The 25,000-nt window shown below is 63.0% G+C and carries 23 protein-coding genes; 12 read left to right on the forward strand and 11 right to left on the reverse strand.

The features are described 5' to 3' along the window. Nucleotides 1–234: 234 nt before the first annotated feature. Nucleotides 235–1,929, reverse strand: a complete 1,695-nt coding sequence (ade, locus tag HV823_RS22775; RefSeq protein WP_176951969.1) for an adenine deaminase — start codon at nt 1,927–1,929, stop codon at nt 235–237. 77 nt (nt 1,930–2,006) lie between these two features. Continuing rightward, the gene (locus HV823_RS22780; protein WP_176951970.1) at nt 2,007–2,876 is read right to left on the reverse strand and encodes an aldose 1-epimerase family protein; all 870 of its coding nucleotides are present in this window, start codon (nt 2,874–2,876) and stop codon (nt 2,007–2,009) included. A gap of 202 nt (nt 2,877–3,078) precedes the next feature. Here HV823_RS22780 and HV823_RS22785 point away from each other — a divergent pair, with 202 nt between their 5' ends. From HV823_RS22785 to HV823_RS22795, 3 genes are all read left to right on the forward strand, one after another. Next, nucleotides 3,079–3,402 (forward strand): ArsR/SmtB family transcription factor, encoded by a 324-nt coding sequence (locus HV823_RS22785; RefSeq protein ID WP_176951971.1) that lies wholly within the window; start codon nt 3,079–3,081, stop codon nt 3,400–3,402. Beyond that, nucleotides 3,399–3,809, forward strand: a complete 411-nt coding sequence (locus HV823_RS22790; protein ID WP_176951972.1) for an SRPBCC family protein — start codon at nt 3,399–3,401, stop codon at nt 3,807–3,809. Before HV823_RS22785 ends, HV823_RS22790 begins: the two co-directional genes overlap by 4 nt. Before the next feature lie 157 nt (nt 3,810–3,966). Continuing rightward, nucleotides 3,967–4,179 (forward strand): hypothetical protein, encoded by a 213-nt coding sequence (locus HV823_RS22795; RefSeq protein ID WP_176951973.1) that lies wholly within the window; start codon nt 3,967–3,969, stop codon nt 4,177–4,179. A gap of 59 nt (nt 4,180–4,238) precedes the next feature. On the opposite strand, the gene aptA is transcribed toward HV823_RS22795, so the two are convergent. The 6 genes from aptA to HV823_RS22825 form a co-directional block, all read right to left on the reverse strand. Further along, nucleotides 4,239–5,564 carry an omega-aminotransferase AptA gene (aptA, locus tag HV823_RS22800; RefSeq protein WP_176951974.1) on the reverse strand — a complete coding sequence of 442 codons (1,326 nt, stop codon included), beginning with the start codon at nt 5,562–5,564 and terminating at the stop codon, nt 4,239–4,241. Nucleotides 5,565–5,742: 178 nt separating this feature from the next. Continuing rightward, entirely contained in the window at nt 5,743–6,078 is a 336-nt protein-coding gene (locus HV823_RS22805; RefSeq protein WP_176951975.1) for an ArsR/SmtB family transcription factor, read from the reverse strand. Between the two features lie 128 nt (nt 6,079–6,206). After that, nucleotides 6,207–6,980: a HugZ family pyridoxamine 5'-phosphate oxidase gene (locus HV823_RS22810; protein ID WP_176951976.1), complete on the reverse strand. Its 774-nt coding sequence runs from the start codon at nt 6,978–6,980 to the stop codon at nt 6,207–6,209. 179 nt (nt 6,981–7,159) lie between these two features. Next, nucleotides 7,160–8,203: a choline ABC transporter ATP-binding protein gene (gene choV, locus HV823_RS22815; RefSeq protein ID WP_176951977.1), complete on the reverse strand. Its 1,044-nt coding sequence runs from the start codon at nt 8,201–8,203 to the stop codon at nt 7,160–7,162. Further along, nucleotides 8,200–9,072, reverse strand: a complete 873-nt coding sequence (choW, locus tag HV823_RS22820; protein ID WP_176951978.1) for a choline ABC transporter permease subunit — start codon at nt 9,070–9,072, stop codon at nt 8,200–8,202. Before choW ends, choV begins: the two co-directional genes overlap by 4 nt. Before the next feature lie 190 nt (nt 9,073–9,262). Then, nucleotides 9,263–10,219, reverse strand: a complete 957-nt coding sequence (locus tag HV823_RS22825; protein ID WP_176951979.1) for a choline ABC transporter substrate-binding protein — start codon at nt 10,217–10,219, stop codon at nt 9,263–9,265. 233 nt (nt 10,220–10,452) lie between these two features. On the opposite strand from HV823_RS22825, the gene HV823_RS22830 reads away from it, so the two are divergent. The 8 genes from HV823_RS22830 to HV823_RS22865 all read left to right on the forward strand — a co-directional run bounded on the left by HV823_RS22830 (nt 10,453) and on the right by HV823_RS22865 (nt 19,050). Then, complete coding sequence (locus tag HV823_RS22830; protein ID WP_176951980.1) at nt 10,453–11,043, forward strand: thymidine kinase; 591 nt, start codon at nt 10,453–10,455, stop codon at nt 11,041–11,043. A gap of 34 nt (nt 11,044–11,077) precedes the next feature. Next, a complete protein-coding gene (locus HV823_RS22835) occupies nt 11,078–11,452 on the forward strand; it encodes a c-type cytochrome (RefSeq protein WP_176951981.1) in 375 nt (124 codons plus the stop codon). Nucleotides 11,453–11,662: 210 nt separating this feature from the next. Then, nucleotides 11,663–12,751: a coiled-coil domain-containing protein gene (locus tag HV823_RS22840; RefSeq protein WP_176951982.1), complete on the forward strand. Its 1,089-nt coding sequence runs from the start codon at nt 11,663–11,665 to the stop codon at nt 12,749–12,751. Nucleotides 12,752–12,902: 151 nt separating this feature from the next. Beyond that, entirely contained in the window at nt 12,903–14,051 is a 1,149-nt protein-coding gene (locus HV823_RS22845) for a hypothetical protein (protein WP_176951983.1), read from the forward strand. Nucleotides 14,052–14,055: 4 nt separating this feature from the next. Beyond that, complete coding sequence (locus tag HV823_RS22850; RefSeq protein ID WP_176951984.1) at nt 14,056–15,969, forward strand: AAA family ATPase; 1,914 nt, start codon at nt 14,056–14,058, stop codon at nt 15,967–15,969. 222 nt (nt 15,970–16,191) lie between these two features. Further along, a complete protein-coding gene (locus HV823_RS22855; RefSeq protein ID WP_176951985.1) occupies nt 16,192–16,593 on the forward strand; it encodes an endonuclease domain-containing protein in 402 nt (133 codons plus the stop codon). Continuing rightward, nucleotides 16,590–17,891, forward strand: a complete 1,302-nt coding sequence (locus HV823_RS22860) for a DUF6638 family protein (protein WP_176951986.1) — start codon at nt 16,590–16,592, stop codon at nt 17,889–17,891. The genes HV823_RS22855 and HV823_RS22860 overlap by 4 nt, the downstream gene beginning before the upstream one ends. Further along, a complete protein-coding gene (locus tag HV823_RS22865; RefSeq protein ID WP_176951987.1) occupies nt 17,884–19,050 on the forward strand; it encodes a DUF2333 family protein in 1,167 nt (388 codons plus the stop codon). Before HV823_RS22860 ends, HV823_RS22865 begins: the two co-directional genes overlap by 8 nt. Before the next feature lie 80 nt (nt 19,051–19,130). Here HV823_RS22865 and HV823_RS22870 read toward each other — a convergent pair whose 3' ends face one another. Continuing rightward, the gene (locus tag HV823_RS22870) at nt 19,131–19,592 is read right to left on the reverse strand and encodes an Lrp/AsnC ligand binding domain-containing protein (protein WP_176951988.1); all 462 of its coding nucleotides are present in this window, start codon (nt 19,590–19,592) and stop codon (nt 19,131–19,133) included. A gap of 274 nt (nt 19,593–19,866) precedes the next feature. Between HV823_RS22870 and HV823_RS22875 the strand changes: the two genes are divergently transcribed. After that, the gene (locus HV823_RS22875; protein WP_176951989.1) at nt 19,867–21,552 is read left to right on the forward strand and encodes a formate--tetrahydrofolate ligase; all 1,686 of its coding nucleotides are present in this window, start codon (nt 19,867–19,869) and stop codon (nt 21,550–21,552) included. A 443-nt stretch (nt 21,553–21,995) separates the two neighbouring features. On the opposite strand, the gene HV823_RS22880 is transcribed toward HV823_RS22875, so the two are convergent. Continuing rightward, entirely contained in the window at nt 21,996–24,263 is a 2,268-nt protein-coding gene (locus HV823_RS22880; RefSeq protein WP_176951990.1) for a TonB-dependent hemoglobin/transferrin/lactoferrin family receptor, read from the reverse strand. A gap of 212 nt (nt 24,264–24,475) precedes the next feature. After that, entirely contained in the window at nt 24,476–24,985 is a 510-nt protein-coding gene (locus HV823_RS22885) for a DUF1993 domain-containing protein (protein ID WP_176951991.1), read from the reverse strand. Nucleotides 24,986–25,000 lie beyond the last annotated feature (15 nt).

Below are 25,000 nucleotides of genomic sequence, written 5' to 3' on the forward strand. Positions count from 1 at the left end.
GAACGAACCGTCGAAACAACATGGAGGCGCGTCGGCGATCTCCTGCAGCTCTTTACGCCGCAGGAGTGCTCGAACTATCTGCGACATGCAGGCTATGGTGCAGCCTAGCCCTGACAGACTCTAGCGATGCTACGCTCTCTTCGATCTTTTCAAGCTTCGACATCAGCGGGTTCCGGTAAATTTGATTACCTGCGAAAAATAGGTCGTTTCCGCCTTGCTGCCAAGTATTGTCATTCACCCGATCAGTTCGAACCGGCCCACGTCGACCATGCCGCGGTCGGAGATCTTCAGGTGCGGGATAACCGGCAGTGGCAGGAAGGCGAGCTGCAGAAAGGGCTCCTCCAGCGTCGCACCGAGCGCACGTGCCGCCTGGCGCAGGTGGTGCAGCGTGTCGCGGACTGTCTCGAAGGGCTCAAGGCTCATCAGGCCGGCCACGGGAAGCGCGATCTCGCCGGTGATCCTGCCGTCCTCGACCACGACGAAGCCGCCGCCGATCTCGCCCAGGCGGTTGGTGGCAAAGGCCATGTCGTCTTCGTCGACGCCGACCACGCAGATGTTGTGGCTGTCATGGCCGACGGTCGAGGCAATCGCGCCCTTCTTCAGGCCGAAGCCCTGGACGAAGCCGTTGGCGTGGTTGCCGTTCTTGCCGTGCCGTTCGATGACGGCGACCTTGATGATATCCTGCGACAGGTCCGCCGCCGTCTGGTTTCCCTTGGAAGGCAGGCGGAAGCGGCGATGCTCGGTGATGATCTTGCCGGGGATGACGCCGATCACCGGCGTCTCCCCCTCCGTCACCGGCACGGCGAAGTGGGCCGCCTTTACCTGTCTTGCCCTGACGCTGTCGAGGCCTACGGGTGCGACAGGCTTGCGACCGGCAAATAGTGCGTCTGTGACGCGGCGACCGGCCGAGAAGACCATTTCGGCACGGCAGTCCTCCAGCGTGTCGATAACGACGAGGTCGGCCCGCCAGCCGGGGGCAATCAGGCCGCGGTCGTGCAGGCCGAAGGCCTTCGCCGCCGAGATCGAGGCGGCGCGGTAGACGGCAAGCGGGGCGCGGCCGTGGGCGATCGCGGTGCGGATCATGTGGTCGAGATGGCCCTGCTCGGCGATGTCGAGCGGGTTGCGGTCGTCGGTGCAGAGCGCGATGAACGGCGACAGCCGCTCGGTGAAGAGCGGCATCAGCGCCAAGAGGTCCTTCGATACGGAACCTTCGCGGATCAGGATGTGCATGCCCTTCCTGATCTTTTCCAGCGCCTCTTCCGCGCTGGTGCATTCGTGGTCGGTGCGGATGCCGGCTGCGAGATAGCCGTTGAGGTCGCGGCCGGAGAGCAGCGGTGCGTGGCCGTCGATATGGCCGCCCTGGAAGGCTTCGAGCTTGGCAATGCAGACGGGATCCTTGTGGATCACGCCGGGAAAATTCATGAACTCGGCCAGCCCGATCACCTTGGGATGGTGGCGGAAGGGCAGGAGCTTCTCGATCGGAAGGTCGGCGCCCGAGGTTTCCAGATGCGTCGCCGGCACGCAACTCGACAGCTGCACGCGGATGTCCATGATCGTTCGTTCGGCGGAATCGAGGAAGAAGCGGATGCCGTCTTCGCCCAGTACGTTGGCGATCTCGTGCGGATCACAGATTACCGTCGTTACGCCATGCGGCAACACGCAGCGGTCGAACTCGTGCGGGGTGACGAGCGAGCTTTCGATATGCAGGTGGGTGTCGATGAAGCCCGGAACGACGATGCGGCCGGAAATGTCGATCTCCTCGCGCCCCTCATAGGCCTCGCAGGTGCCGACGATCCGCTCGCCGCAAATCGCGATGTCGGAGGCGACGAGTTCGCCGGTGACGAGGTCGAAAAACCGGCCGCCCTTGAGCACGATGTCGGCGGGTTCGCGCCCCGTGCCCTGGTCGATGCGGCGTTCCAAGTCGGTCATGGCGGTCTCCGGATTGTTGTCTTGCGACAGTGCGAATGTGCCCGGTCAAAGGGCGGAAGCGGGTGAAGACCACTATCTCATGCGGGCAGTTCAACCGAAAAGCCGTAGTTTGCACTTTCCCCCGCTGCCAGCGCCGCCGTGAAGGGTCGCTCGGTCAGTTCGGCGGTGCCGCCGGCATGGGCGGCCATGCCGTGCCAGGGTTCGATACACAGAAAGGGGGCACCCGGCTTCTGCCAGAGGGCCAGATTGGGGAGGTTTTCGAAGCAGAACTTGAGACACGGTCCACCGTTCGCGGCATAGGTCAGCTCGGAGCCAGTGCCTTCCGGAAAGATCATGGCGTCGGCGTCGAAGAAGCCGGATTCCAGCACGAGGCGGCCGGCATGGAAGGGCGAAGGGAGGTGGTCGGCAGCCAGGTATCCGTCATGCAGCCGGGCCAGCGGCGGCTCGGCCCCGTTGCCGAGCGTAACCGTATGCGGCTTGCCTTCGCCGCCCGGCAGCGGCCAGAGGAAGGCGGGGTGGAAGCCGATGCCGTAGGGCATCACGTCGGTGCCCTCGTTCGTCACGGTGGCGGTGACGCGGAGTATCGCCCCTTCCAGCCGATGCTCCAGCGAGAGCGAGAAGTCGAACGGATAGACGGCCCGCGTCTCGGCGCTGGCCTTCAATTCGTGCCGGCAGAAGCTGTTGTCGGACTGTGTCAGGGCGAATTCGCTGCGCCGGGCAAAGCCGTGCTGCTTCATCGGGTAGCGCGTACCGCCGATCGCCAGGCTGTCGTCGGGTGCCTTGCCGACGATCGGGAAGAGAAGCGGCGCGCGGCCGGACCACCAGGCGGCGTCGCCATGCCACAGCCATTGGCGGCCATCCCTGTGCGCCAGCGACTGCATTTCCGCGCCAAGGGAGGACACGTCCACGATGAGGGCGTTGCTTTCGATGCGGATCGTTTCGGACATGGTCACTCCTGATGCGGCGATATGTGCAGCGTAGCATAGACGTTTCTTCGGCGTTTTCGTGTGTTGTCGCTGATCCTGGAGCGGTTTTCCGGTGCTGTGATGCATTGGGCGTGACCATCGTGTCAGGCCCCAGGGCAGCGCTTGACATATTCATAACCAAAGAGTTATTGAATAAATCAATAGCCAACGGGTTATGGATTCGATGGGCGAAGCGCAGGACCTTCTCTTCTCCGCACTGGCGGACCCGACACGACGGGCGCTCTTCGAGCGGCTGTGCCTTCGCGGCGAGCAGACCGTGGGCGCCCTGACCGCAGAGGCCGGCGTCTCGCAGCCGGCGGTTTCCAAGCACCTGGGCGTGCTGAAGCGGGCAGGCCTCGTGCGCGACCGGCATGAAGGCCGCCAGACGCATTACAGTGCCAAGCTCGACGCGCTTTCCCCGTTGGTGGACTGGACAAAACAGATGTCCGGCTTCTGGGAAAGCCGGTTCGACGATCTCGAAGACCTGCTCAAGAGGATGGACCAATGACCGCAACCGAAGCGAAAACACTCTCCGTCGTCGTCGAACGGGAGCTGCCGCATCCGCCGGAAAAGATCTGGCGCGCGCTCACGCAACCGCAACTCATCGAGGAGTGGCTGATGAAGAACGAATTCAAGCCGGCCGTCGGCCACGCCTTCAGCCTGCGCGCCGACTGGGGCACGGTCGAATGCAAGGTGCGGACCGTCGAGCCGAACAGGACCTTGTCCTACACATGGGATGCCACGCCGCTGGAGAGCATCGTCACCTGGACGCTGACTCCGACGGCGACCGGGACGATGCTGCGCATGGAGCAGACGGGCTTCCGGCAGGATCAGCCGATGTTCTATGGCGGCGCGAAGATGGGCTGGCCGAAGTTCATCGACAAGCTGGAAGACGTGCTGGCGCGTCTGGGCTGAGGCCCACCGCGTCCGTCACCCAAAAGAAACTCCCGCGACGCCATCAGTTATCGCAGACGTGGCCCTCTTGAAGGAACCGCGGATGACGTCGCCGTGCCTTTGCGGGCTCGGCATCAAACGACGGGCCACGCAGTCCGCCACCAAAACGGAGACCGAATTGAACTGGAACAGAAAGATAAGGCAGTTTCACCGCTGGGTTTCGATCGCATTCACCCTTGCCGTGATCGCCAACATAGCCGCCATGGGCATGGAAGAGCCCGTCGTCTGGATCGGCCTGCTGGCGCTGGTGCCACTCGTCCTCCTGCTTTTGACAGGGCTCTATCTTTTTGCGCTGCCCTACACCGTAAAGCGGCGCGACATCGCCGGATAACACCGGCCCGGAACGAGGAAGCGGCCGGGGCGGCCGCTTCCTCTCAAATCTTTCTGCCGTCAGATGTTGTGCTTCAGCACGCCACGCAGCTTGTCGAACAGCTCGTCGATATGGTGCTTCTCGATGATCAGCGGTGGAGACAACGCGATGATGTCGCCGGTGGTGCGGATCAGCAGGCCTCGCTCATAGGCCTTGAGGAAGGCGGAGAAGGCGCGCTTGGTCGGCTCGCCGGCGATCGGCGACAATTCGATCGCGCCGATCAGGCCGATGTTGCGGATGTCGATGACGTTCGGGCAGTCCTTCAGCGAATGCAACCCGTCCTCCCAGTAGGAGGCGAGTTCGGCGGCGCGCGTCAACAGGCCCTCTTCCTTGTAGGTATCGAGGGTGCCGAGGGCTGCGGCGGACGCGATCGGATTGCCGGAATAGGTATAGCCGTGGAAGAACTCGATCAGGTGTTCCGGGCCGTTCATGAAGGCGTCATGGATCTCCGAGGTGACGAAGACGGCGCCCATCGGGATGACCCCGTTGGTCAGGCCCTTGGCGGTGGTGATGATGTCAGGCTTGACGTCGAAATACTGTGCGGCGAATGGGGCGCCCAGGCGGCCGAAGCCGGTGATGACTTCGTCGAAGATCAACAGGATGCCGTGCTTCGTGCAGATCTCGCGCAGCTTCTGCAGATAGCCTTTCGGCGGGATCAGCACGCCGGTGGAGCCGGCGACCGGCTCGACAATGACGGCGGCGATCGTCGAGGCGTCGTGCAGGGTGACGATGCGCTCGAGCTCGCTGGCAAGGTCGCCGCCATGTTCCGGCTGGCCGCGGGTAAAGGCGTTCTTTTCCGGCAGGTGGGTGTGCGGCATGTGATCGACGCCGGTGAGGAGCGTGCCGAACATCTTGCGGTTGGAGACGATGCCGCCGACGGAGATGCCGCCGAAGTTGACGCCGTGATAGCCGCGCTCGCGGCCGATCAGGCGGAAGCGTGAACCGTCGCCCTTGGCGCGGTGGTAGGCGAGTGCCACCTTCAGGGCCGTATCGACCGATTCCGACCCCGAATTGGTATAGAGCACATGGTTCATGCCTTCGGGGGCGATGTCGACCAGGCGGTTGGCGAGCTCGAAGGCTTTCGGGTGGCCGAGCTGGAAGGCCGGCGCATAGTCGAGTTCGCCCGCTTGTTCGCGGATCGCCTCGGTGATCTTCGGACGGCAGTGACCGGCATTGACGCACCATAGGCCAGCCGTGCCGTCCAGAACCTGACGCCCGTCATGGGTCTGGTAGTGCATGTCCTTGGCGCCGACGAAGAGGCGCGGTTCCTTCTTGAACTGCCGGTTCGCCGTGAACGGCATCCAGAAGGCGCGCATATCGTTGGGGGTGTTGAGGCGGTTGGACATGAGGATCTCCGGGGCCATGTTTTCTCGGCGGTGTCGTTCCCGCCATGCATTATTTACCTGTTGGTCAAACTATCGAAGCGACGGACGCCGTCAAGCCTGCGCGCGAACGAAGGAACAAAGGAAAACGCCCGGCGAAGTGGCTTCGCCGGGCGTTCGGAACTGGCTTCTGAGGTCGCTCTCAGGCGTAGCGCAACTGTCTGCTGTCGCGGGCGAGCGATTCGCTGAAGATGCTGTCGATTGCCTCCAGAATGGTCAGAACGGCTTCCGACTTGCTGGAATAATAGATCGTCTGAGCGTCGCGACGCGTGGAGACGAGGTTCTGCGCGCGCAGCTTGGACAGATGCTGGGATAGGGCAGACTGGCTGAGCCCCACCTTCTGTGCGAGTGCGCCGACAGCGATTTCTCCACCGACGAGTACCTTCAGGATCAGCAGGCGCTTGGGATTCGCCACCGCTGAAAGGAAGTTGGTCGCAACTTCCGCCTGTGCTTGCTCGTCTTCAGAAAAAGTGTCCATTGGAAACTCCTTCAATGCGTATCATATTCAATATGTGCGGTCCCGTACTGTACGACTGTTAGCATATAAACAAAACCAAACACATCAAGGGCCAGAAATGGGGGTAGGCGCGGGAGCGGTTTCGTGCTTCAGGCTTGCTCGGTGCGGGCGGCGTGAAGCAGGTCGGCGAGGACCGTGCGCAATTGCAGCGGATCGCTCAATTCCTGTTCGAATTCAAGGCGCTTCAGCTGGTAGCCCGCCGACAGGTCGATGCCGGCGGCGTCAATTCCCGAGATGATCCAGTTCCCTTTTTTGGCGCCGAGGTAGTGGCTGGCATAGATCCCGGCAGCCTCCGCATGGTCGCTGTTCATATGGTCGATTGCGGCAGCTTCGCGGCCGGCAAGGGCCTCGCGAACGGCTGAGCGAATCAGGAGATCGTCGGCCGACAGCAGGTAGGCCTTGCCGAATCCGCCGTTCAGATTTGCCCGTATCGGCACGAGCCGGAAGAAGGTGAAATCGGGAAAGTCGACATAGAGTTGCGCCTTCGGGTGCCTTCTGACGAAGCGTTCGCGCAGGCGGGCATGTCCGTCGCTGCCGCGCTCTACCTCCTCCGCCTGCGTGATGACGGTCAGGCGGGGATGGGCGAGGGGGTCGCCCTTGCCGGGTTCGCCCGCAAGGAGAGAGGAGCGCGGATCGCGCCTGAGCGCCTGCGTGTGGACGGAAAGGGCCGACACCAGGATCACCGGAACGCCGTCGATATCCATGCCGGTCAGCACGCGGCTGGCAAAGGGATGACCGGTCTCCGGCTCGAGCACCGCGAGTGCGGCACTGCGCGCCGAGCGCAGCAGCACCCGGGCCAGTCGGCGCGCCGCGTCGTCGGTCTCGCGCAGAACCTTCGGCGCGTCCTTGTCGTTCTCTGTCATGCAGGCCTCGCCTGTTAGGGTTTGTCAGGGAAAAGTGGAATCCGGCTTTCCCGAAAAGACAAACGAAACAAGGAACCACTGGAATGAACCAGGGAGGCTCCAGTGCGACGTTCGATCCGGTGAGGCGGGCCCCGCCGGGCGGGCATTGTCAAGCTGCAGGCCCGGCGCTCCCGTCGATGTTACTCGCGGCGGCGGTGGCGGGTCAGGCTTTCGACGACGTTCTGCGCGTTGATCATGCCGACGATCGCCCCGTTTTCGACCACACCGATATTGCCGGGCTGGCGCGCCATGGCGTCGAGGATGTCCACCAGCGGCGTATCGGGGCGGGCCGTCGCGGTGACGCCGACCGCCGGTCCGCCAAGGCCGGTCTGCATCACGTCCTGCGCCGTCAGCATGTTGATGGGGTTCATGTTCTGGACGAAGTCCGCCACATACTGGTTTATCGGGTTCTTGACGATGTCCTGCGGCGTGCCGCACTGGATGATGCGGCCACCTTCCATGATGGCGATGCGGTTGCCGATGCGGAAGGCTTCGTCGAGATCGTGGCTGACGAAGATGATCGTCTTCTTCAGGCGGCGCTGGAATTCGAGCAGTTCGTCCTGCAGGCGCGTGCGGATCAGCGGGTCGAGGGCGGAGAAGGGCTCGTCCATCAGAAGGATCGGCGCGCCGGTGGCAAAGGCGCGGGCAAGGCCCACGCGCTGCTGCATGCCGCCCGAGAGTTCGTTGACCTTGCGGCCGGCCCACTGCGTCAGGTTGACGAGCTTCAACTGCTCCTCGACGCGGGCCTTGCGTTCGGCTTCCTTCATGCCGGCAAGCTCCAGCCCGAAGCCGACATTGTCGGCGACCGTGCGCCAGGGCAGCAAAGCGAACTGCTGGAACACCATGGAGACGGTGTGCATGCGGAAATCGCGCAGCGCCTTCGGCGAACAGCCGTAGGGGTTGAGCGCGCCGTTGCCGGTCTTTACCTGAACCTCGCCGCGCACGACGGGTGCCAGACCGTTGACCGCGCGAAGCAGGGTGGACTTGCCGGAACCGGATAGGCCCATCAGCACCAGGATCTCGCCCTCGTGGATGGCGAGCGATGCACCGGCGACGCCCATGACCAGGCCGGTTTCGCGGCCGATGTCGTCGCGGGTCTTGCCGGAATCGACCATGGCGAGCGCCCGTTCCGGCTTTTCGCCGAAGATGATGTCGACGTTGTCGAAGACGACGGTTTCGGTCATGCGCCTTCTCCTTCATCGGAAGTGCGGAACAGGCGGTCGAGAATGATCGCAAGGATGACGATGCAGAGGCCGGCCTCGAAGCCCATGGAGATGTTTACGGTGTTCAGCGCACGTACGACCGGCACGCCGAGACCCTTCGCGCCGACGAGTGCTGCGATGACGACCATTGACAGCGACAGCATGATCGTCTGCGTAAGCCCGGCCATGATCTGCGGCGTGGCGAAGGGCAGTTCCACCTTGCGCAGCACCTGCGACGGCGTGGCCCCAAAGGCCTGCGCGGCTTCCACCAGCGAATCCGGCGTGGAGATGATGCCGAGCCGGGTCAGGCGGATAGGGGCGGGGATTGCGAAAATGACGGTGGCGATCAGTCCCGGAACCATGCCGAGCCCGAACAGGATCAGCGCCGGGATCAGGTAGACGAAGGTCGGGATCGTCTGCATCAGGTCGAGCACGGGTCGCAGGAAGGCGTAGAACATCGGTCGGCGGGCGGCGGCGATCCCGAGCGGAATGCCGACGGCCATGCTGACGCCGGTGGCGGCGAGAACGAGCGCGAGCGTCTCGGTCGTCTCCTTCCAGTAGCCCTGGTTGACGATCAGGAGCAGGCCGAGGAACGTGAAAAGCGTCACGCCGAGCGACCGGCGCAGATACCAGGAAAGAAGCGTGATCAGCGCGATCAGCGCCAACGCATAGGCAAACCTGCCCTGATCGCTGGAGAACGGCCCCTGCATCACAAACAGGATGGCATCGATGCCGGCCTGCAGGACGACCTTGAGCAGGTCGAAGAGATCCTTGCCGTTCGTGGTCAGCCAGGTGACCGCGGTCTTGGCCCAGGGGCCGATGGGCAGTTTGATGTTTGTCAGCCAATCCACGGAATCGTACCTGCCTTCCAAGTGTTGCCGGGTTCACGTCCCCATCCTGCCTGCTGCAGACAGCGGCATGCAGCGGCGGTACGGCGGGACCAGAAGATCACCAGATGATGGTGAAGTCGATGTGTCTATGGGCGACAGATCGTTTCGCATGGTCGAAAAAAGGCGGGACCGTGTCCCGCCTTTGCCATGCTCAGAGACCGAGCGAGGACTTCACGGCGGCCAGACCGTCGCCGCCGTCCTTGGTCGTGACGCCCGCCAGCCACGGCTCGATGGCTGCGGGATTGGCCTTAAGCCATGCGCTCGCAGCCGCTTCCGGGGCCTCGCCGTCGTTGAGGATCTTGCCCATGATCTGGTTTTCCATCTCCAGCGTGAACTTGAGGTTCTGCAAGAGCTTGCCGACGTTCGGGCATTCGGTGGTGTAGCCCTGGCGGACATTGGTGTAGACGGTCGCGCCGCCGAAGTTTGGGCCGAAGACGTCGTCGCCGCCGGTCAGATAGGTCAGCTTGAAGTTGGCGTTCATCGGATGCGGTTCCCAGCCGAGGAAGACGATCGGCGCACCGTCCTGCTCTGCGCGGGCCACTTCGGCGAGCATGCCCTGCTCGGACGATTCAACGACCTCGAAGCCCTTGAGATCGAAGGTGCCCTTGTCGACCATGTCGATGATCAGGCGGTTGCCGTCGTTGCCCGGCTCGATGCCGTAGATCTTGCCGTCGAGCGCTTCCTTCTGTGCGGCGATGTCCTTGAAGTCCTTGATACCCAGCTCGGCGCCCTTGGCATTGGTGGCGAGCGTGTACTTGGCGCCCTCCAGATTCTCGCGGACGGTCTCGACCGTGCCGGCCTCGCGGAAGGGCTTGATGTCGGCTTCCATGGTCGGCATCCAGTTGCCGAGGAAGACGTCGATGTCCTTGTTGGCGAGCGATGTGTAGGTGACCGGGACCGACAGGACGGTGGTTTCCGTCTCGTAGCCGAGGCCCTTGAGGATGGTCGAGGCGGTCGCGGTGGTGGCGGTGATATCGGTCCAGCCGACGTCGGAGAAGCGGACCTTGCCACAGCTCTCGGCCTCGGCGGCCAGCGCACTGCCGACGCCAAGCGCGACGATCGAGACCGCAGCCAGAGCCGATGCTTTCAGTGTCGATGCAAATTTCATGTTCAATGCTCCCCATTTTTGTTCTGATGCCGCAAGCCAAGCATCAAAAACGTCATCATTCAAGCACTTTACGTACCTGACACAGCCATCGCCGGCCTAGTTTATTTCACGCCGCTTCGCAATCGAGCGCAAGAATGTCGTTGTGAACGGAGCGTCGCAAAATCTGTGGTCTGCGCCTCACCATGGCTGGAAATCCGGGTTCTTCCGCGCCAGAACAGGCCACGAGGAAAATCATGGCAAAACTCTATTTCCACTATGCGACGATGAACGCCGGCAAGTCGACGATGCTGCTGCAGGCGTCCTACAACTACCGTGAGCGCGGCATGCGCACGGCGATCTTCATCGCCGCCTTCGACGACCGCGCGGGACGGGGACGGATCTCCTCGCGGATCGGCCTGCACTCGGATGCCATCGCCTTCGATGAGGGCGACGACCTGCAGGCGAGGGTGGAGGCGATGGGTGCGGACGGGGACGGCCCGATCGCCTGTGTCTTCGTGGACGAGGCGCAGTTTCTGAGCGAGCGGCAGGTATGGCAGCTGGCGCGCATTGCCGACCGCATGGGCATTCCGGTGATGACCTACGGCCTGCGCACGGATTTCCAGGGCAAGCTGTTCCCCGGCTCGAACGCGCTGCTTGCGATAGCGGACGAGTTGCGCGAGGTGCGCACCATCTGCCATTGCGGGCGCAAGGCGACCATGGTGGTGCGGCTCGACGCAAACGGCACCCTCGTCAGGGAGGGGGCGCAGGTGGAAGTCGGCGGCAACGAGAAATACGTGTCCTATTGCCGCCGCCACTGGGACGACCTGATGCAGGGCGATTCCTGATGCAGAACGAGTACGGCAACGGAGGCCTGCACGCATGAAATCGATCGCCTTGTCGGCATTCTTCGTTCTTGCCGCCGCCTCGTCCGGCGTTGCCGGTGACGCCGATGCCGGAAAGGCCGTCTTCCGGAAGTGCGTGGCCTGCCACACCACGGACCCCGTCAACCGGGTCGGGCCGTCTCTCGCCGGCATCGTCGGCCGTCCCGTCGCGTCGTTTCCCGACTACAGCTACTCGTCCGCGATGGTTGCGTTCGGCAAGGGCAAAGTGTGGGACGAGGCGCTGATTGCCGACTATCTGGCCGCGCCAAGGGCCATGGTGCCGGGCACGGCGATGGCCTTTGCGGGGCTGAAGAAGCCGCAGGATATTGCCGATATCATCGCTTTTCTGAAGGGCGCTTCTGCCGCACAATGAGAACTGCGGTCGCGCCTGCCGGCGCCGTTGCTGACATTTTCAGGTTTCATGCAAAAAATACATGCCTTTAAGGGTTGCAGCCGCGATGCTGCTTCCCACATCATGTCCTGCAGGCAGACGGCGGGAATTCTGTATCTGCGATGCCGCGCGGCGGTGTCTTCACATGTTTCGTCCAGCGTATGACGCCGGTCGTTGAGAGAGGGATGAGGGATGGCGACGCTTCAGAATTTCGATACCGAGATTGCGCGGACGCGCGACACCGTCGAGCAGATGCGCGGCAAGCTGGAGCAGACCGGCATCGTGCTGGAGGAGTTCGCCAAGGCGGACACCAAGCTCGGCGACGCCAATTTCGATATCGAGAACGCCCGCCTGCAGGACGTGCTCACCCAGCAGAAGGTGATGGAAGCCAACATCGCCGACCTGATCATCGGGCTCGAGGACGCCACCAATGTGTTCGGCGTCGAGTTCGAGAGCATGAAGAGCTACACGGGCTACGAGAAGTTCATCGGCATCTTCTCCAAGCAGAAGATGCAGCGCATGCGCACCGACCGCGTGCGCAACATGTCGCTCTCTGGCAATCTCCAGGAGCTTTTGGCGAAGTCCGACACGATCGTCGGTATCCTGAAGGAACAGAAGGCTGTGCTCGACAGCCGCTACAAGACGTCCGAGGCGAGCCTGATACAGGTGATCGAGCGGCGCAAGCAGACGATGGCGAACCTGGAGACCACGCAGAAGCGGATCGAGGAACTGAACCCGCAGCTCCTCGACATCGAGAACCGGATCGCCGCCTCCACCGACCAGAAGACGCGCACGCAACTGGAGGGCGAGCGCTCGACGCTCGCCACCGAATACAACGAGCAGCAGGCCAAGGAGCAGGAGCTGCTCGCCGAAAGCCAGACGCTGGAGCGCTATACCTCGATGTTCCAGACCTTCGTCGACTCGCTCAACAACCAGATCGCCGCGCAGAACACGCTGATCAACAAGCTGACGATCGATACCGAGCAGCGCATCGTGCTCTACAAGGCGCTGGAGGATTCGCTGAAGACCGCCGCACAGCAGGACGTCGCCCACCGGATCAACACGCTCGGCAGCAAGGTGGATACCGCAGCCGAGGAAACGATGGCCGGTATCGGTGCCGCCGCGCAGAAGCACATCGGCGACCTGCTCGAGATGCACGAGAAGAACATGCTCGCCACCCAGGACATCCAGCGCCGCAAGAAACTCGCCGACGATGCGTTTGCCCGGCGCTTCCAGGACGTGATGGACAAGCACAACGCTTCGAACTACGTGAAGGCGTGACGGCGATGGCCCGGTCGGGTTTGGGTTCTGGAAGTTTGCCCGTCTCCCTGGTCCTCTCCCCGCAGTCGGGGAGAGGGGATAAAGATGGCGCGGCGTCCGCCTTCGCCCTGCTTGCGGATAGAAGGTGCCGGCAGGCGGTTGAGGGGCAGACATGAAACCCCCAGCCGACAGTGCGGTCGCGCAGTACTTCACCTCCATCCGGGCGGCCCTCGGCGGGCTGGAGGTGTTTCTCGGCGACCGCAATTCGCCGCTCTACCAGCACGGCGTCGTCGGCGAGGCGATCGTGCCCTATCTTGCCCGACTGAAGGCGTCGTTTTCCTGCTGGGAGAACCGAATCGGCTTCGTCGACCAGTTCCGCATCTCGCGTGCCGAAAGCGGCTTCCCGGTCTATCAGAACGTCCTTGAACTCGAAAACGATCGTAAGGGCGCGGAAAAGCGGCTTTCGGAGATCCCGGGCGCCGATCAACTGCGCGGCGAGATGGCCGACTTCATCCTGCGCAACAAGGCTTTTCCGACCGAGCTGCAGGTTCGCATGGCCGAGCGGATGTACCTGCAGCAGATCGGCAAGGGAGAGGTATTCTCGCCCTTCGTGCTGCCCGAGACGATCCGCGTCGCCGTCAACCCGAAGACGATGCGGCCCTACTACGTCGTCAGCTGGGGTGCCTTCGACGGCGCCAGCACGCTGCCGATGGTCTACATGGCGACGATCGAGGACAGTTCGGAGAAGATCGTCGAACTGCTGGTGACGAAGGACGGCAAGCTCAACCCCGACGTCCAGATCGACCTGCCGGTCGGCGGGCTGCTCAACCCGGAGCTCGCCAGCCGCTTCGATGATTTCGCGCTGAAGAACAGCGCCTATTCGCTATCGCCGGTGACGATCGCCACCAATCTCGACCGCGACTTCGAGATGCTGCATCCCAAGCAGCTGCGCCGCATCGTGCTCGGCCCGTTCTATTCCGCCGACATCACCGAGAACAACCAGAAGGTCCGCGACATCCTGTCGAAGGTGCGCAAGGTCGAGAACGCCTGGCTTCTGACATGGACGATCCAGGAGGTGTTCTCGCAGGCCGAGCGCCCGGCGAAGAAAGGCTTCTGGAGTTCGACGCCGGCGCAGGAAGAGTTCCATATCGACACCAACAACCTCGAGGCCGCGCGCATGGGCGTCAGCTGTTTCGAGAAGCATGCGCTGGTGCCGCACGATGCCTACCAGGCGCTCTATGCCGCCGGTGAGGCGGAAGCGATCTTCGGCGAATACAAGGTGCACGTGATTTCGGGAAACCGGGTGGTCAGCGGGGTATGACGCGATGAGCTTGAACGCCGGACTGACGATGATCCCCGAGAGCGATATCGCAAGGCACCGCGCGGTGGCGCAGAGCATGGTGACGCGGCTCGCCATCCTGGAGAGCGATGGCGGGCCTGCCGGCGCGCCGATCGCAGGCACCGGGCGGCGCTTTGTCTCCACCGTCTCGACCGGCGGCATGCGGCGGACGCGTGAGGTCGAGCTGGCAAAGACCATCGCCGCGGTGCGGCCGGGCGATCCGCTTTTGTCGCCGGCGCAGCACCAGCTGCTCTATCGTGCCCGCCGCGGCATCGAGATCGCGCTGGCCGTCGCCGACGTCTTCGCCCGGCAGACGGAACTGGAGCAGTTGCAGGCGCGCAACGCCACCGCCCCGCTTTCCGGCGAGGAGGCCGAGCGCTTCAAGGCGCTGCTTTCAGCCTCGGCCTATGTCACCGCCTTCACCCTTGCCGCCTATCTCGGTGCCATGCTGTCCGGCGAGGGCGAGCCGGCGGAGGATACCGACGAGCCGGACTACCTGTTCGACACCGCCCAGGATGCCGCCAAGAGCCTCGTCGCCGGCCTCGACCGGGCGATTGCGGGATCGGCCGACGACACGGTGCTGGTCGCGCGCGCGCGGGCCTTCGCCCGCGTGGCGCTGGAGGGACTAATCGGCCGCAAGGCGCGCTTTTCGGGGCTGTCGAGCTTCGAGAGCGCGCATATTCGTATCGAGCAGGACGATTTCACCCTCAACGGCTTCGACGTCGCACCGGGGCAGAAGCGCAAGCCGCTTTCGATGACGTTCAAGAAGCCGACCGACATCGTCGGCAACCATATCGCCAAGTACCAGGCGTTGCGGCTTGCCAAGATGCTGATGGCCTACGACTTCGAGCGGCAGATGAACCCGTTCGTCGAGCTCGGAGGCTTTCTTTTCACCTTCATCGGCGACGGCATGCCGGGTACCGGCAAGACCATGCTGATCCAGATGCTGGCCGGCCTGCTCGACGACTATTGCCGGGTGGCCGGCTATCCCTTCCACTACGAGAACTTCGGCGTCGACCAGATCTCTTCCTACCAGGGCAAGTCGGGACAGAACTGCAAGGAATTCGTCAACAACGTCGTCAACCCGCGCGCAATCGGCTTCGGCACGATCGACGACGTCGACCAGGTGGCCGCCAAGCGTTCCGACGACAGGGCGTCCGCCGGCCAGCACGAGGTGACGGCCGTCTTGATGGAGAGCTTTGCCGGCGCCTCGACGGTGGTGCGCGGCAACTGCACCTTCGGCATGTTCTCCAACTATCCCGAAAACGTCGACGATGCGCTTCGCCAGCGCGCCGGCGCCCGCTGGCTCGTCGACGGGCCGCAGTCGCGCGCCGATTATGTCGACATCTTCGCGCTGCTCGTCGGCAAGAACCATTCGATCCCGCTCGGCGAGCATGCGCTGCTGGCCGGGCAGGAGATCAAGACCGCGGTCTCGACCTCCTACGGCCAGCACGCACTGCCGCAGGAAGACGGGCTTCTCAAAGTGTGGGAGCGCTACGAGAAGGCGCACGGCAAGCTGGCGAGCCTCGCCGACGTCGGTACCTACCTGCACATGATCAAGGAGGCCGAGCCGCGCTTCACCGGACGGGCGATCAAGAACATCACCGATGCGATCAAGATGCGGGCGATGGACGTTGACCTGCCGGACGACTGGTTCGCCGCGCCCGACGCCTTCATGCACAAGTCCTACGACGAGAAGAAGGGCATGATCGAGGAACTGCGCGGGCCGATCACGATGGAGATGGTGCTGCAGGAGATCAACCGCTACGCCGACAGCGAATTCCGCTACGCCGACAAGTCCGACGACGCCGCGGTGGCCGACATCATCCGCCGCGAACGCCTGCGGGAGCGGGCGGTTGGAGAGATTGAGGCGATGAAGCGAGAGGGGCGTTGGGGGTGACGTGAGCGCGGCATCCTGTTTCGCATTGGTGAATTCAAAGTCGCCCCTCATCCGCCTGCCGGCACCTTCTCCCCGCAGGCGGGGAGAAGGACGGGCGCGGCAGCGTTTCCAGTCCCTTCTGCTGCTTGCGGCGGGAAGGGGCGGGTCCACAACGCTTCCAGTTCCCTCACCCCGCTTGCGAGGAGAGGGTTAGGTGAGGGGCAATTAACTCGTGAGGCAGCGATGAGAGGGGCGAACTCGAAGAGGAAGGAACGGGCGCGCAGGCTTCGGCAGGTCGAGAACGATGCGGAGGTGTTGCTGTGGTCCGAATTGCGCGGTCGGCGGCTGAATGGGTTCAAGTTCGTGCGGCAGATGCCGATAGGCCCGTATTTCGCCGACTTCGCTTGCCGGGGGAGGATGCTGGTTGTCGAGGTGGACGGCAGCCATCATGCCGATAGCGCGTATGATGCGAGGCGGAACGAATTCATGAACACGAACGGCTGGTCTGTCGCCCGATTCTGGAACATGGACATTCTGCGCGAGCTGAAAGTGCTGGAGACAATCGTCGCAATCTGCGACGGTCGCCTTGTCGAAAAGACGCATGCAGCCGACTTCATTTTCATGCCGGTGTCGGAAAGACCATGAAACGCCTCCTCGAAGCCGAACTGATCTACGGGCGGTTGCTCGATGTGTCCGAGCCGCATCTGGTCGAACGCTACAACAAGGCGCTGGAAGCCTTCGGGCTGCCGCGGACGAACCTAGCGCGCTTCGGCATCGACATGACCGGGTTTTCGCCCGAAATCGCCGATGAGCTCGGAGACCGGGACTATCTCGATCCGAACCGGGTGAACCGGCGCTTCATCATCCTGACGCCGGATCAGGTGGATCTGCCCGTGGTACACACGAGCTTTTCCAACACCGCCGCGCTGATGCACGAATTCTTCAACGCGAACGCGCGGGCGATCAATGCGGTGACGATCCGCGACGCGCTCTATGGTGAGATCGAGGACAGCGTCTCCGTCGTCAATGACATCGACGACCTGCTCTCGATCAACGAGGTGCGCTTCCGGGTTCTGTCGGCGGAAGATGTGCTCGGCAAGGCGGCGGAACTTCGGACGCTGGTCGACCGGTTGAAGACGGTGCCGAACGCCTGGGCGGACGACGCGATGCTGAACCGGATGGTGGAACTGTCGAAGCAGACCGGCGACATCCGCCAGAACGCGCTCGTGCCCGACCAGCTCGTGTTCCGCCATGAAGCCTTCTGGGCCAATCATTTCGGCGGGGTCTACGTGTTTCTCGACGGCAGGCAAGCGACGGTCATTTGCGATCCGTCCGTGCCCGGCTTCCGTCGCTCGCGACCCTGGCAGGTCAGCTACATCGCGCTCGACGATTATCCGCGCATCTTCGAGTTTCTGGCTTCGACGAAGCGGCTGGAACTGCCGCGGGCTTCCTGGGTGGAGGCTTCCGGGCTGCTGCAGCACCGCGCCGACATGGCGATCCTGAACCTGATCAACAAGACGGAGCCGCGTGCGAACCTCGCCAAGGCGGACCGGATCTGGATCCAGACCTGGATGCACCGCAATGCGGCGCTGATCGCAGAGGACGGAATCTATCCCTTCCTGCAGGAGGCAATCCGCATCATTTCCGCCACCGGCGAGATCCGCATCAAGGACGTGGCACCATGGCCGCGCTTCCTGCTGGTGCGGGCAGCGCCCGTCCATCCGGACCAGTGGCTGGTCAACCGGCTGATTTCGCAACTCACGCCATTTGATTTCGTGTCCCGTTTCGTCTTCGACAAGCAGGGCTTCTACGAATCCTATGAAAAGCTCAGCGAAAAGTTTAGAGAATTCGTGGTTGAAACGCTGACGCGTACCTATCTTGAGAACAAGCCCGCCTTCCGGCAGAGGCTCTTCGGAATTCGAGAGGAAAAACGAAATGCTTGACCCGATCGCCGCGTTCTTCCAGCGCGTCTTTGCTGCCATCGGACGGGGCATCGGGCTCTTCATATCATGGCTTGTCTGGCCCTTCGTCGCCGCGGCGAACTGGTATCGGCAGCGCAACTGGCTGATCAAGGGGCCGATCGGCATCGTGCTGCTGGGGCTTGTTGCCCTCTACGGCTATTTCATCTGGCAGACGCAGGTCTGGACCAACTTCAACATCGACTACGTCAACGCCTACAATTTCCCGGCGCGCAAGAACGATGCCGGCCTGCCCGTGAAGAGCGCCGCCCAGTCTTCGGGCGCAACGACGGCGACCGGACAGACGGCGGGGCAGGCCGCTCCCGCAAACGCCTGCGAGCGCTCCGCGATCGTCGATGTCGCCGCCGACCTGATCGACTTCAACGTCGACCAGAACGCCTGGATCTCCTCGATGGTGCTCTACAAGCTCGGCCTTTTCGGCATCGACTGGGACGATACGCCGTGGCTCGACAACAAGGCGTCGTTCCAGCGCGGCGTCAACCAGGCGGTTCGCCGTACGACGGTGGAACTGGTGGATTCGCTCGGCCGCGTGCGCGGCACCTCCGGGATCAACAACGACCTGCAGTCCGCACGCGGCAACATCCAGTTCGACGAGGAGACCTGGTACTTCAGCCTGAGCCCGTTCGGCCCGAGGACGCCGACCCCCAGCATCTACCGCGCGGCGGCGCGCGACCTGCAGAGGTTCAACGCCTCACTGACCGCCTGCAATTCGACATTCGATGCGCGGTCCGACAACCTCGTGGAGTTTCTCGACCGCATTGCCAACGACATCGGCAATACGTCGGCGATCATTCGCGAGCGCTCCGAATTCCACAACGGCGGCTGGTTCGACGTCCGCGCGGACGACCGTTTCTGGTTCGCCTTCGGCCAGCTCTACGGCTATTACGGCATCCTGTCCGCCGCCGGGGCCGATTTCGACAGTGTCATCGCCCAGCGCGGCCTGACGCAGATCTGGAACGAAACGCTCAAGCAACTGCGCTCGGCCCTGAACATCCAGCCGGCCATCATCTCAAACGGGCGCGAGGATGGCTGGATCATGCCCACGCATCTGGCGACGATGGGCTTCTACATCCTGCGCGTTCGCTCCAACCTGGTGGAGATGCGCGATATCCTCGCGCGGTGAGGAGATCCACGGCCGACCTGAGCATCCGAGGATGAGGCAGCCCCCTTCCTCGGTTGCCCCTCTTCATGTCGTGCTGCGCGTCAGACCGGCAGCCAGCCGGTGCTCTTGACCTCTTCCATCACCGCGTAGGTGTGCGTCTCGCGCACGCCGGGCAGCGACAGGAAGACGTCGGAAAGGAAGGTCCGGTAGGCTTCCATGCCGGCAACCCGCGCCTTGACGAGATAGTCGAAACCGCCGGCGACCATATGGCATTCCATCACGTTGTCGCTCTGGCGGACGGCCTCGGCAAACGTGTCGAATACGTCAGGCGTCGTGCGGTCGAGCTTGATCTGCACGAAGACGAGCAGGTTGCGGCCGAGCCGTTCCGGCGAGAGGATCGCCATATAGCCGGTGATATAGCCGTCGCGGGTCAGGCGCTTGACGCGCTCGGCGGTTGCCGTCGGCGACAGGTTCACCTTCTCGGCCAGTTCGATATTGGACAACCGCCCCTCCTGCTGCAGCGCGCGGAGAATTTTGCGGTCAAGTCGGTCAAGTTCCTTCATGATTCCCTACCTATCTTGTCCTTGGTCGTCATATTCGGGGGGAAACTGCATGATTGCTGGTGATCCTCTCTCCACATTTTCCGGGTATCTGCAAGCGATTATCGCCGGAAAGACGCAAATGTGAGCGGGAGCGGCGCAAAACACTGTGGCTTCGGGCGGCCTTTGCGGGTCTAAATATACGCCATGAGCGTCACGGTGGTCACAACCGCAAAGACAAGAACAGAGCGGGGCGTGAGGCGCGATCGACGTCATTTCCATTCGAAGGGGAGGAAGAATGGGCAATACCGGTTTCAAATCCGACATAGAGATCGCCAGGGCGGCCAGGAAAAAGCCGATCCTCGAAATTGGCGCAAGCCTCGGCATACCGGCCGAAGAGTTGCTCCCCTACGGCCATGACAAGGCAAAGATCAGTGCGGACTTCATCGCCGCGCAAAGACAGAAGAAGGATGGCAAGCTCATCCTCGTCACCGCCATCAATCCGACGCCTGCAGGCGAGGGCAAGACGACGACCACGGTCGGCCTTGGCGACGGGCTGAACCGGATCGGCAAAAAGGCGATCGTCTGCATCCGCGAGGCGTCGCTCGGACCATGCTTCGGCGTCAAGGGCGGTGCTGCAGGCGGCGGCTATGCGCAGGTGGTGCCGATGGAGGATATCAATCTCCATTTCACCGGCGATTTCCATGCGATCACTTCGGCGCACAACCTCCTTGCCGCCCTGCTCGACAACCACATCTACTGGGGTAACGAACAGAATATCGACATTCGCCGCATCGCCTGGCGCCGGGTCATGGATATGAACGACCGGGCGCTGCGCGATATCGTCTGCTCGCTCGGCGGTGTCGCGAATGGATTTCCCCGCGAATCCGGCTTCGACATCACCGTCGCCTCGGAGGTCATGGCCATCCTCTGTCTGTCGGAGGATCTGGCGGATCTCGAAAAGCGGATCGGCAACATCATCATCGGCTATCGCCGCGACAAGAGCCCGGTCTTTGCCCGCGACATCAAGGCGGACGGGGCCATGGCGGTGCTGCTGAAGGATGCGATCCAGCCAAACCTCGTCCAGACGCTGGAGAACAATCCGGCATTCGTCCACGGCGGTCCGTTCGCCAACATCGCCCATGGGTGCAACTCCGTTGTGGCGACCAAGACGGCGCTGAAGCTTGCGGACTACGTCGTCACCGAAGCCGGCTTCGGGGCGGATCTGGGCGCGGAGAAGTTCTTCGACATCAAGTGCCGCAAGGCCGGGCTGAAGCCCGATGCCGCCGTGATCGTCGCAACCGCGCGGGCGATGAAGATGAATGGCGGGGTGAAGAAGGACGCGCTCGGCGAGGAGAACATCGCAGCGGTGCGCAAGGGATGCGCCAATCTCGGCCGACACGTGCAGAACGTCAAGAAGTTCGGCGTGCCGGTGATCGTGGCAATCAATCATTTTTCCAGCGATACGGAAGGCGAGATCCAGGCGATCAAGGATTATGTCGCGACGCTCGGAACGCAGGCCGTGCTGTGCCGGCACTGGGCGGAGGGATCGGCCGGCATCGAGGAACTGGCGCACAAGGTCGTGGCGCTCGCCGAATCCGGGCGATCGCAGTTCGCCCCGCTTTATCCCGACGACATGTCGCTGTTCCACAAGATCGAGGCGATCGCCAAGGACATTTACCATGCCGGCGAGGTGATCGCCGACAAGTCGGTGCGCGACCAGTTGCATGTGTGGGAGGCGCAGGGCTATCGCAACCTGCCGATCTGCATGGCGAAGACGCAATATTCGTTCTCGACCGATCCGAACCTGCGCGGCGCGCCGGAGGGCCATACGGTGCCGGTGCGCGAAGTGCGGCTTTCGGCCGGCGCCGGTTTCGTCGTCGTCATCACCGGCGAGATCATGACCATGCCCGGCCTGCCGAAGGTGCCGTCGTCGGAGAAGATCTTCCTGAACGAGCAGGGGCAGATCGAGGGCCTGTTCTAGGGGGTGGTACCGACAGTTTTCGCCGCCCCTCATCCGCCTGCCGGCACCTTCTCTCCGCTTGGGGAGAAGGAAACAAGCGGAAACGTCTTCCTTCTCCCTCTCGCTGCTTGCGGGGAGAGGGCCGGCCTGAGGGGAAAATGTAAATCTGTCGTGTGCTGTGGTTCTTATCGTACCGACTGAGGCGGCGGCGGGGAGCGTCACCACCGTTCCGTCACCCCGGACTTGATCCGGGGTCCAGCGACCGCGTCGGCGGCGCCGGAATTGTTCCTTTCGCGCAACGACCTGCGCCGTTGGATACCAGCTCGGGGGCGGTGTGACGGGGCGCGGTTGCGGGTAGGCCCTCGGATGCGGGAGGGCAGGCGTTCAGACGGAGTGCGTGCCTGCATGCAAAACGCCGCGGCGGGGCCGCGGCGTCCATATCTCGATCCGCGTCTCGCGGAAGCTCAGAAGGTCTTGGTGAGCGACACGCGGAAGGTGCGGCCGGCCTCGCTGTAGAAGTCGCGCGCTTCCTGCGTCGTGCCATCCGGCACGTCGATGGCATTCCAGTACTTCTTGTCGAAGATGTTGAAGACGCCGGCCTGGACGCGCAGACCCTCGACCTGCTTCGGCTGCCACCAGGCCGTCATGTCGACGATGCCGTAGCCCGGGGCCTTGAAGCCGCCGTCGCTGACCTTGTCGCGGGCCGCTGCCGTCGTCAGCGAGACGTCGGAGCCCCAGCCTTCGGTCGCATAGCCGAGGCCGATGATGGCGCGCAGCGGTGCCACCGAGTTCAGGTACTGGTCGGTCTCGGTATCCTTGCCGTGCGACCAGGCCACCGAACCCCATGTGCGCCATTCGTCCGTGAAGCGCCATTCGCCGGCGAATTCCACGCCGTAGATACGGACGCGATCCAAGTTCTCGTAGCCGATGATGCCATTGACGGGATATTCGCCGCCGGGCGGGGCGAGCTGCACCTGATCGATGAAGTTCCGATAGTAGTTGTTGAAGACCGTCGCCGACACCGTATAGGCGTCGGAAGCGTAGTTCGTGCCGATCTCGAAGCCGTTGCTCGTCTCGCTCTTCAGATCCGGATTGCCAATGCGGGCATAGGAGCCGGGAGCGCCGAAGTTCTGGTAGAGTTCGGTGGCGCTCGGAGCGCGAAAGCCCTGCGCCCATTGGGCGAAGAATTCGAGCTCGGACGTCGCCTGCCAGGCGGCGCGCAGCTTCGGCGAGAAGCGGGAATCGCTCGTGCCGTCGAGATAGGCGGCGTCGAAGTTCGGGCTGCGCTCGTATTCCGCGGTGGTCTTCGGCGAATGGCGGTACCAGTCGAAGCGCAGGCCGGGGGTGATCGTCAGGCGGTTGTCGATCAGCTTGATATCGTCCTCGACATAGGCGCCGAAGAAGACGCTGTCGACGTCGGGCATGTCGGAAGCGTTGGTGTGCAGCATGCGGCAAGACTGCGGGCCGAACGGCTGCGGTACCGTCAGCCAGTCGACATCCGGGCAATTGTCGCGGCCGGACGAATACTGGTGCGTCTTCTGGCCGTAAAGTTCCGCGCCGAAGCGGAAGCCGTGTTCGATGCCGCCGAACTGCACCGCCTTGGCCGCATCGCCGTTGATGCCGTAGCTGGTCTGCTCCAGCATGTTGTCGCGGTAGTAGTCGCCCGTCGGATAGCCGTAGTAGAATGGGTCGCCTTCAATGATGCCGGCGCGCGCATCACGCAGGCGGAAGCCGTCGGTCGTGTTGTTCAGCCGCTGCCTTTGCCAGTAAGTGACGACGCTGGCCTGGTCGAGCCAGTCAGTGCCGTCGGGCGAAATGAAGTCGTAGGAGGCGGAGACGCGCTTGCGGTCGATCTCCTCGCCGGATTTCAGCGAGTCGGGCTCGTAGCTTGAGGTCGTGCCCCGCATGTTGTCGATGTCTTCGTCACGGTTGAAGATTTCGCCGGTCAGGCCGAAGCGGTGGCCGCCATCGATATACTGATGGATCTTGGCCAGCATGTTGCGCTGGTCGAAGTCCATCGGATTGGCTTCGGTGCGGGCCGTGCCGTAGCCGCCGACGTCGCCGCGGTTGTCGGTCTCGTGTCCCTTCTTGTAGCCACCCTGCAGCAGCAGCCAGGTATCGTCGAAGCGACCGGCGATCGCTCCGTTGCCGACAACGCTCTTGTCGGTGCTGTCATAGGTGGTCTTGGTGACCGCGCCGAACGTCTTGCCTTCGGAGATCAGGTCTTCCGGGTTCAGGGTGCGCAGTTGCACCACGCCGCCGAGCGCGCCGGAGCCATAGCGCGACGAGTCGGTGCCCTTGGTCACGTCGATGCCGGAGAGGCTGTCGAAATCGAAGCCGTTCAGCCCGCCCTGCGCGGAATCGCGCGGATCGGTGAGCCAAGGCACGCGGATGCCGTCGAGGGTCGTCAGGACGCGGTCGTTCTGCAGGCCGCGAATGTTGATGCTGTTGTTCTGGGTGCTGAAGTTGACGCCCGCATCGACGCGTCTGGCGAAGTCCTGAAAGTCAGTGACCATGCGGTCTTCCAGCGTCGCCCGCCCGGTCGTCTGCGTCAGCGGCGATGGGTTTGCGTTTTCGCCGGCGCCTTCGACCGTGATGGTCCTGAGCGTCGTCGGCTGGACGGTCGTGGTGCCCGTTGCCTCCTGGGCGAGTGCCGGCACGCTCGCGCCGACCACAATGGCGATGGCTGTTCCCCCCAACAGTCGCCGCGACAAGGAAGAGAATGGTATCATCGAATTTCCCCTGTAAATGCACGCAAGAAACCTTCGCACGCAGCACATCTGCCGCGTCCGTCGCTCTGTTCGTGGAATCCCTGTGGAAGGAAGCCCGGGACGATACCTATTTAATCTGGATTAAATTCATCAAGTTTAAATATGACTTTTTGAATCAAGTTATTGTGAGCACAAGTGATCGGCCAGAGGCTTGCCGGTCGGCGCCTCTTGGTTCAGCCGAAAGGGCCGAGGTAGTCGCGCTTGCCGATCTCTACGCCGTCGTGACGCAGGATGTCGTAGGCGGTGGTGACGTGGAAAAAGAAGTTGGGCACGGCGAATTCGAGGAGATAGTTCACGCCGGTAAAGGTCACGCCGAAGCTGCCGACCGCCAGGTTTACCTCGCGTGTCTCGCTGCCCTGAAGGTCGCGTTCCGAGATCGTTTCAAGATAGGCGATGGTCTTTTCGATGCGCGCTCCAAGCTCCGCGAACGTCGCTTCGGTGTCTGGCAGGCTTGGCGCCGGTTTCGCTGTCAGGCGGCCAAGCGCGTTCTTGGAGGTATCGCTGGCGCGCTGGATCTGGCCGCAGAGCGAAAGCATGTCGGGGGCGAGGCGGGAATTCAGCATGATCCCGGGCTCGATCCCGTTTTCGCTGGCATGGGCCTCCGCCTTGTCGAGCAGCGTCGAAAGCACCTTCAGGCCGCGGATGAAGACCGGGACGGAAAGGCGATACATGGATACGGTCATGCTGGGCGTTCCTTG

Origin of the sequence: Mycoplana rhizolycopersici (genome assembly GCF_013378445.1) — a bacterium.
In the GTDB taxonomy this organism is placed as follows: Bacteria; Pseudomonadota; Alphaproteobacteria; order Rhizobiales; family Rhizobiaceae; genus Mycoplana; species Mycoplana rhizolycopersici.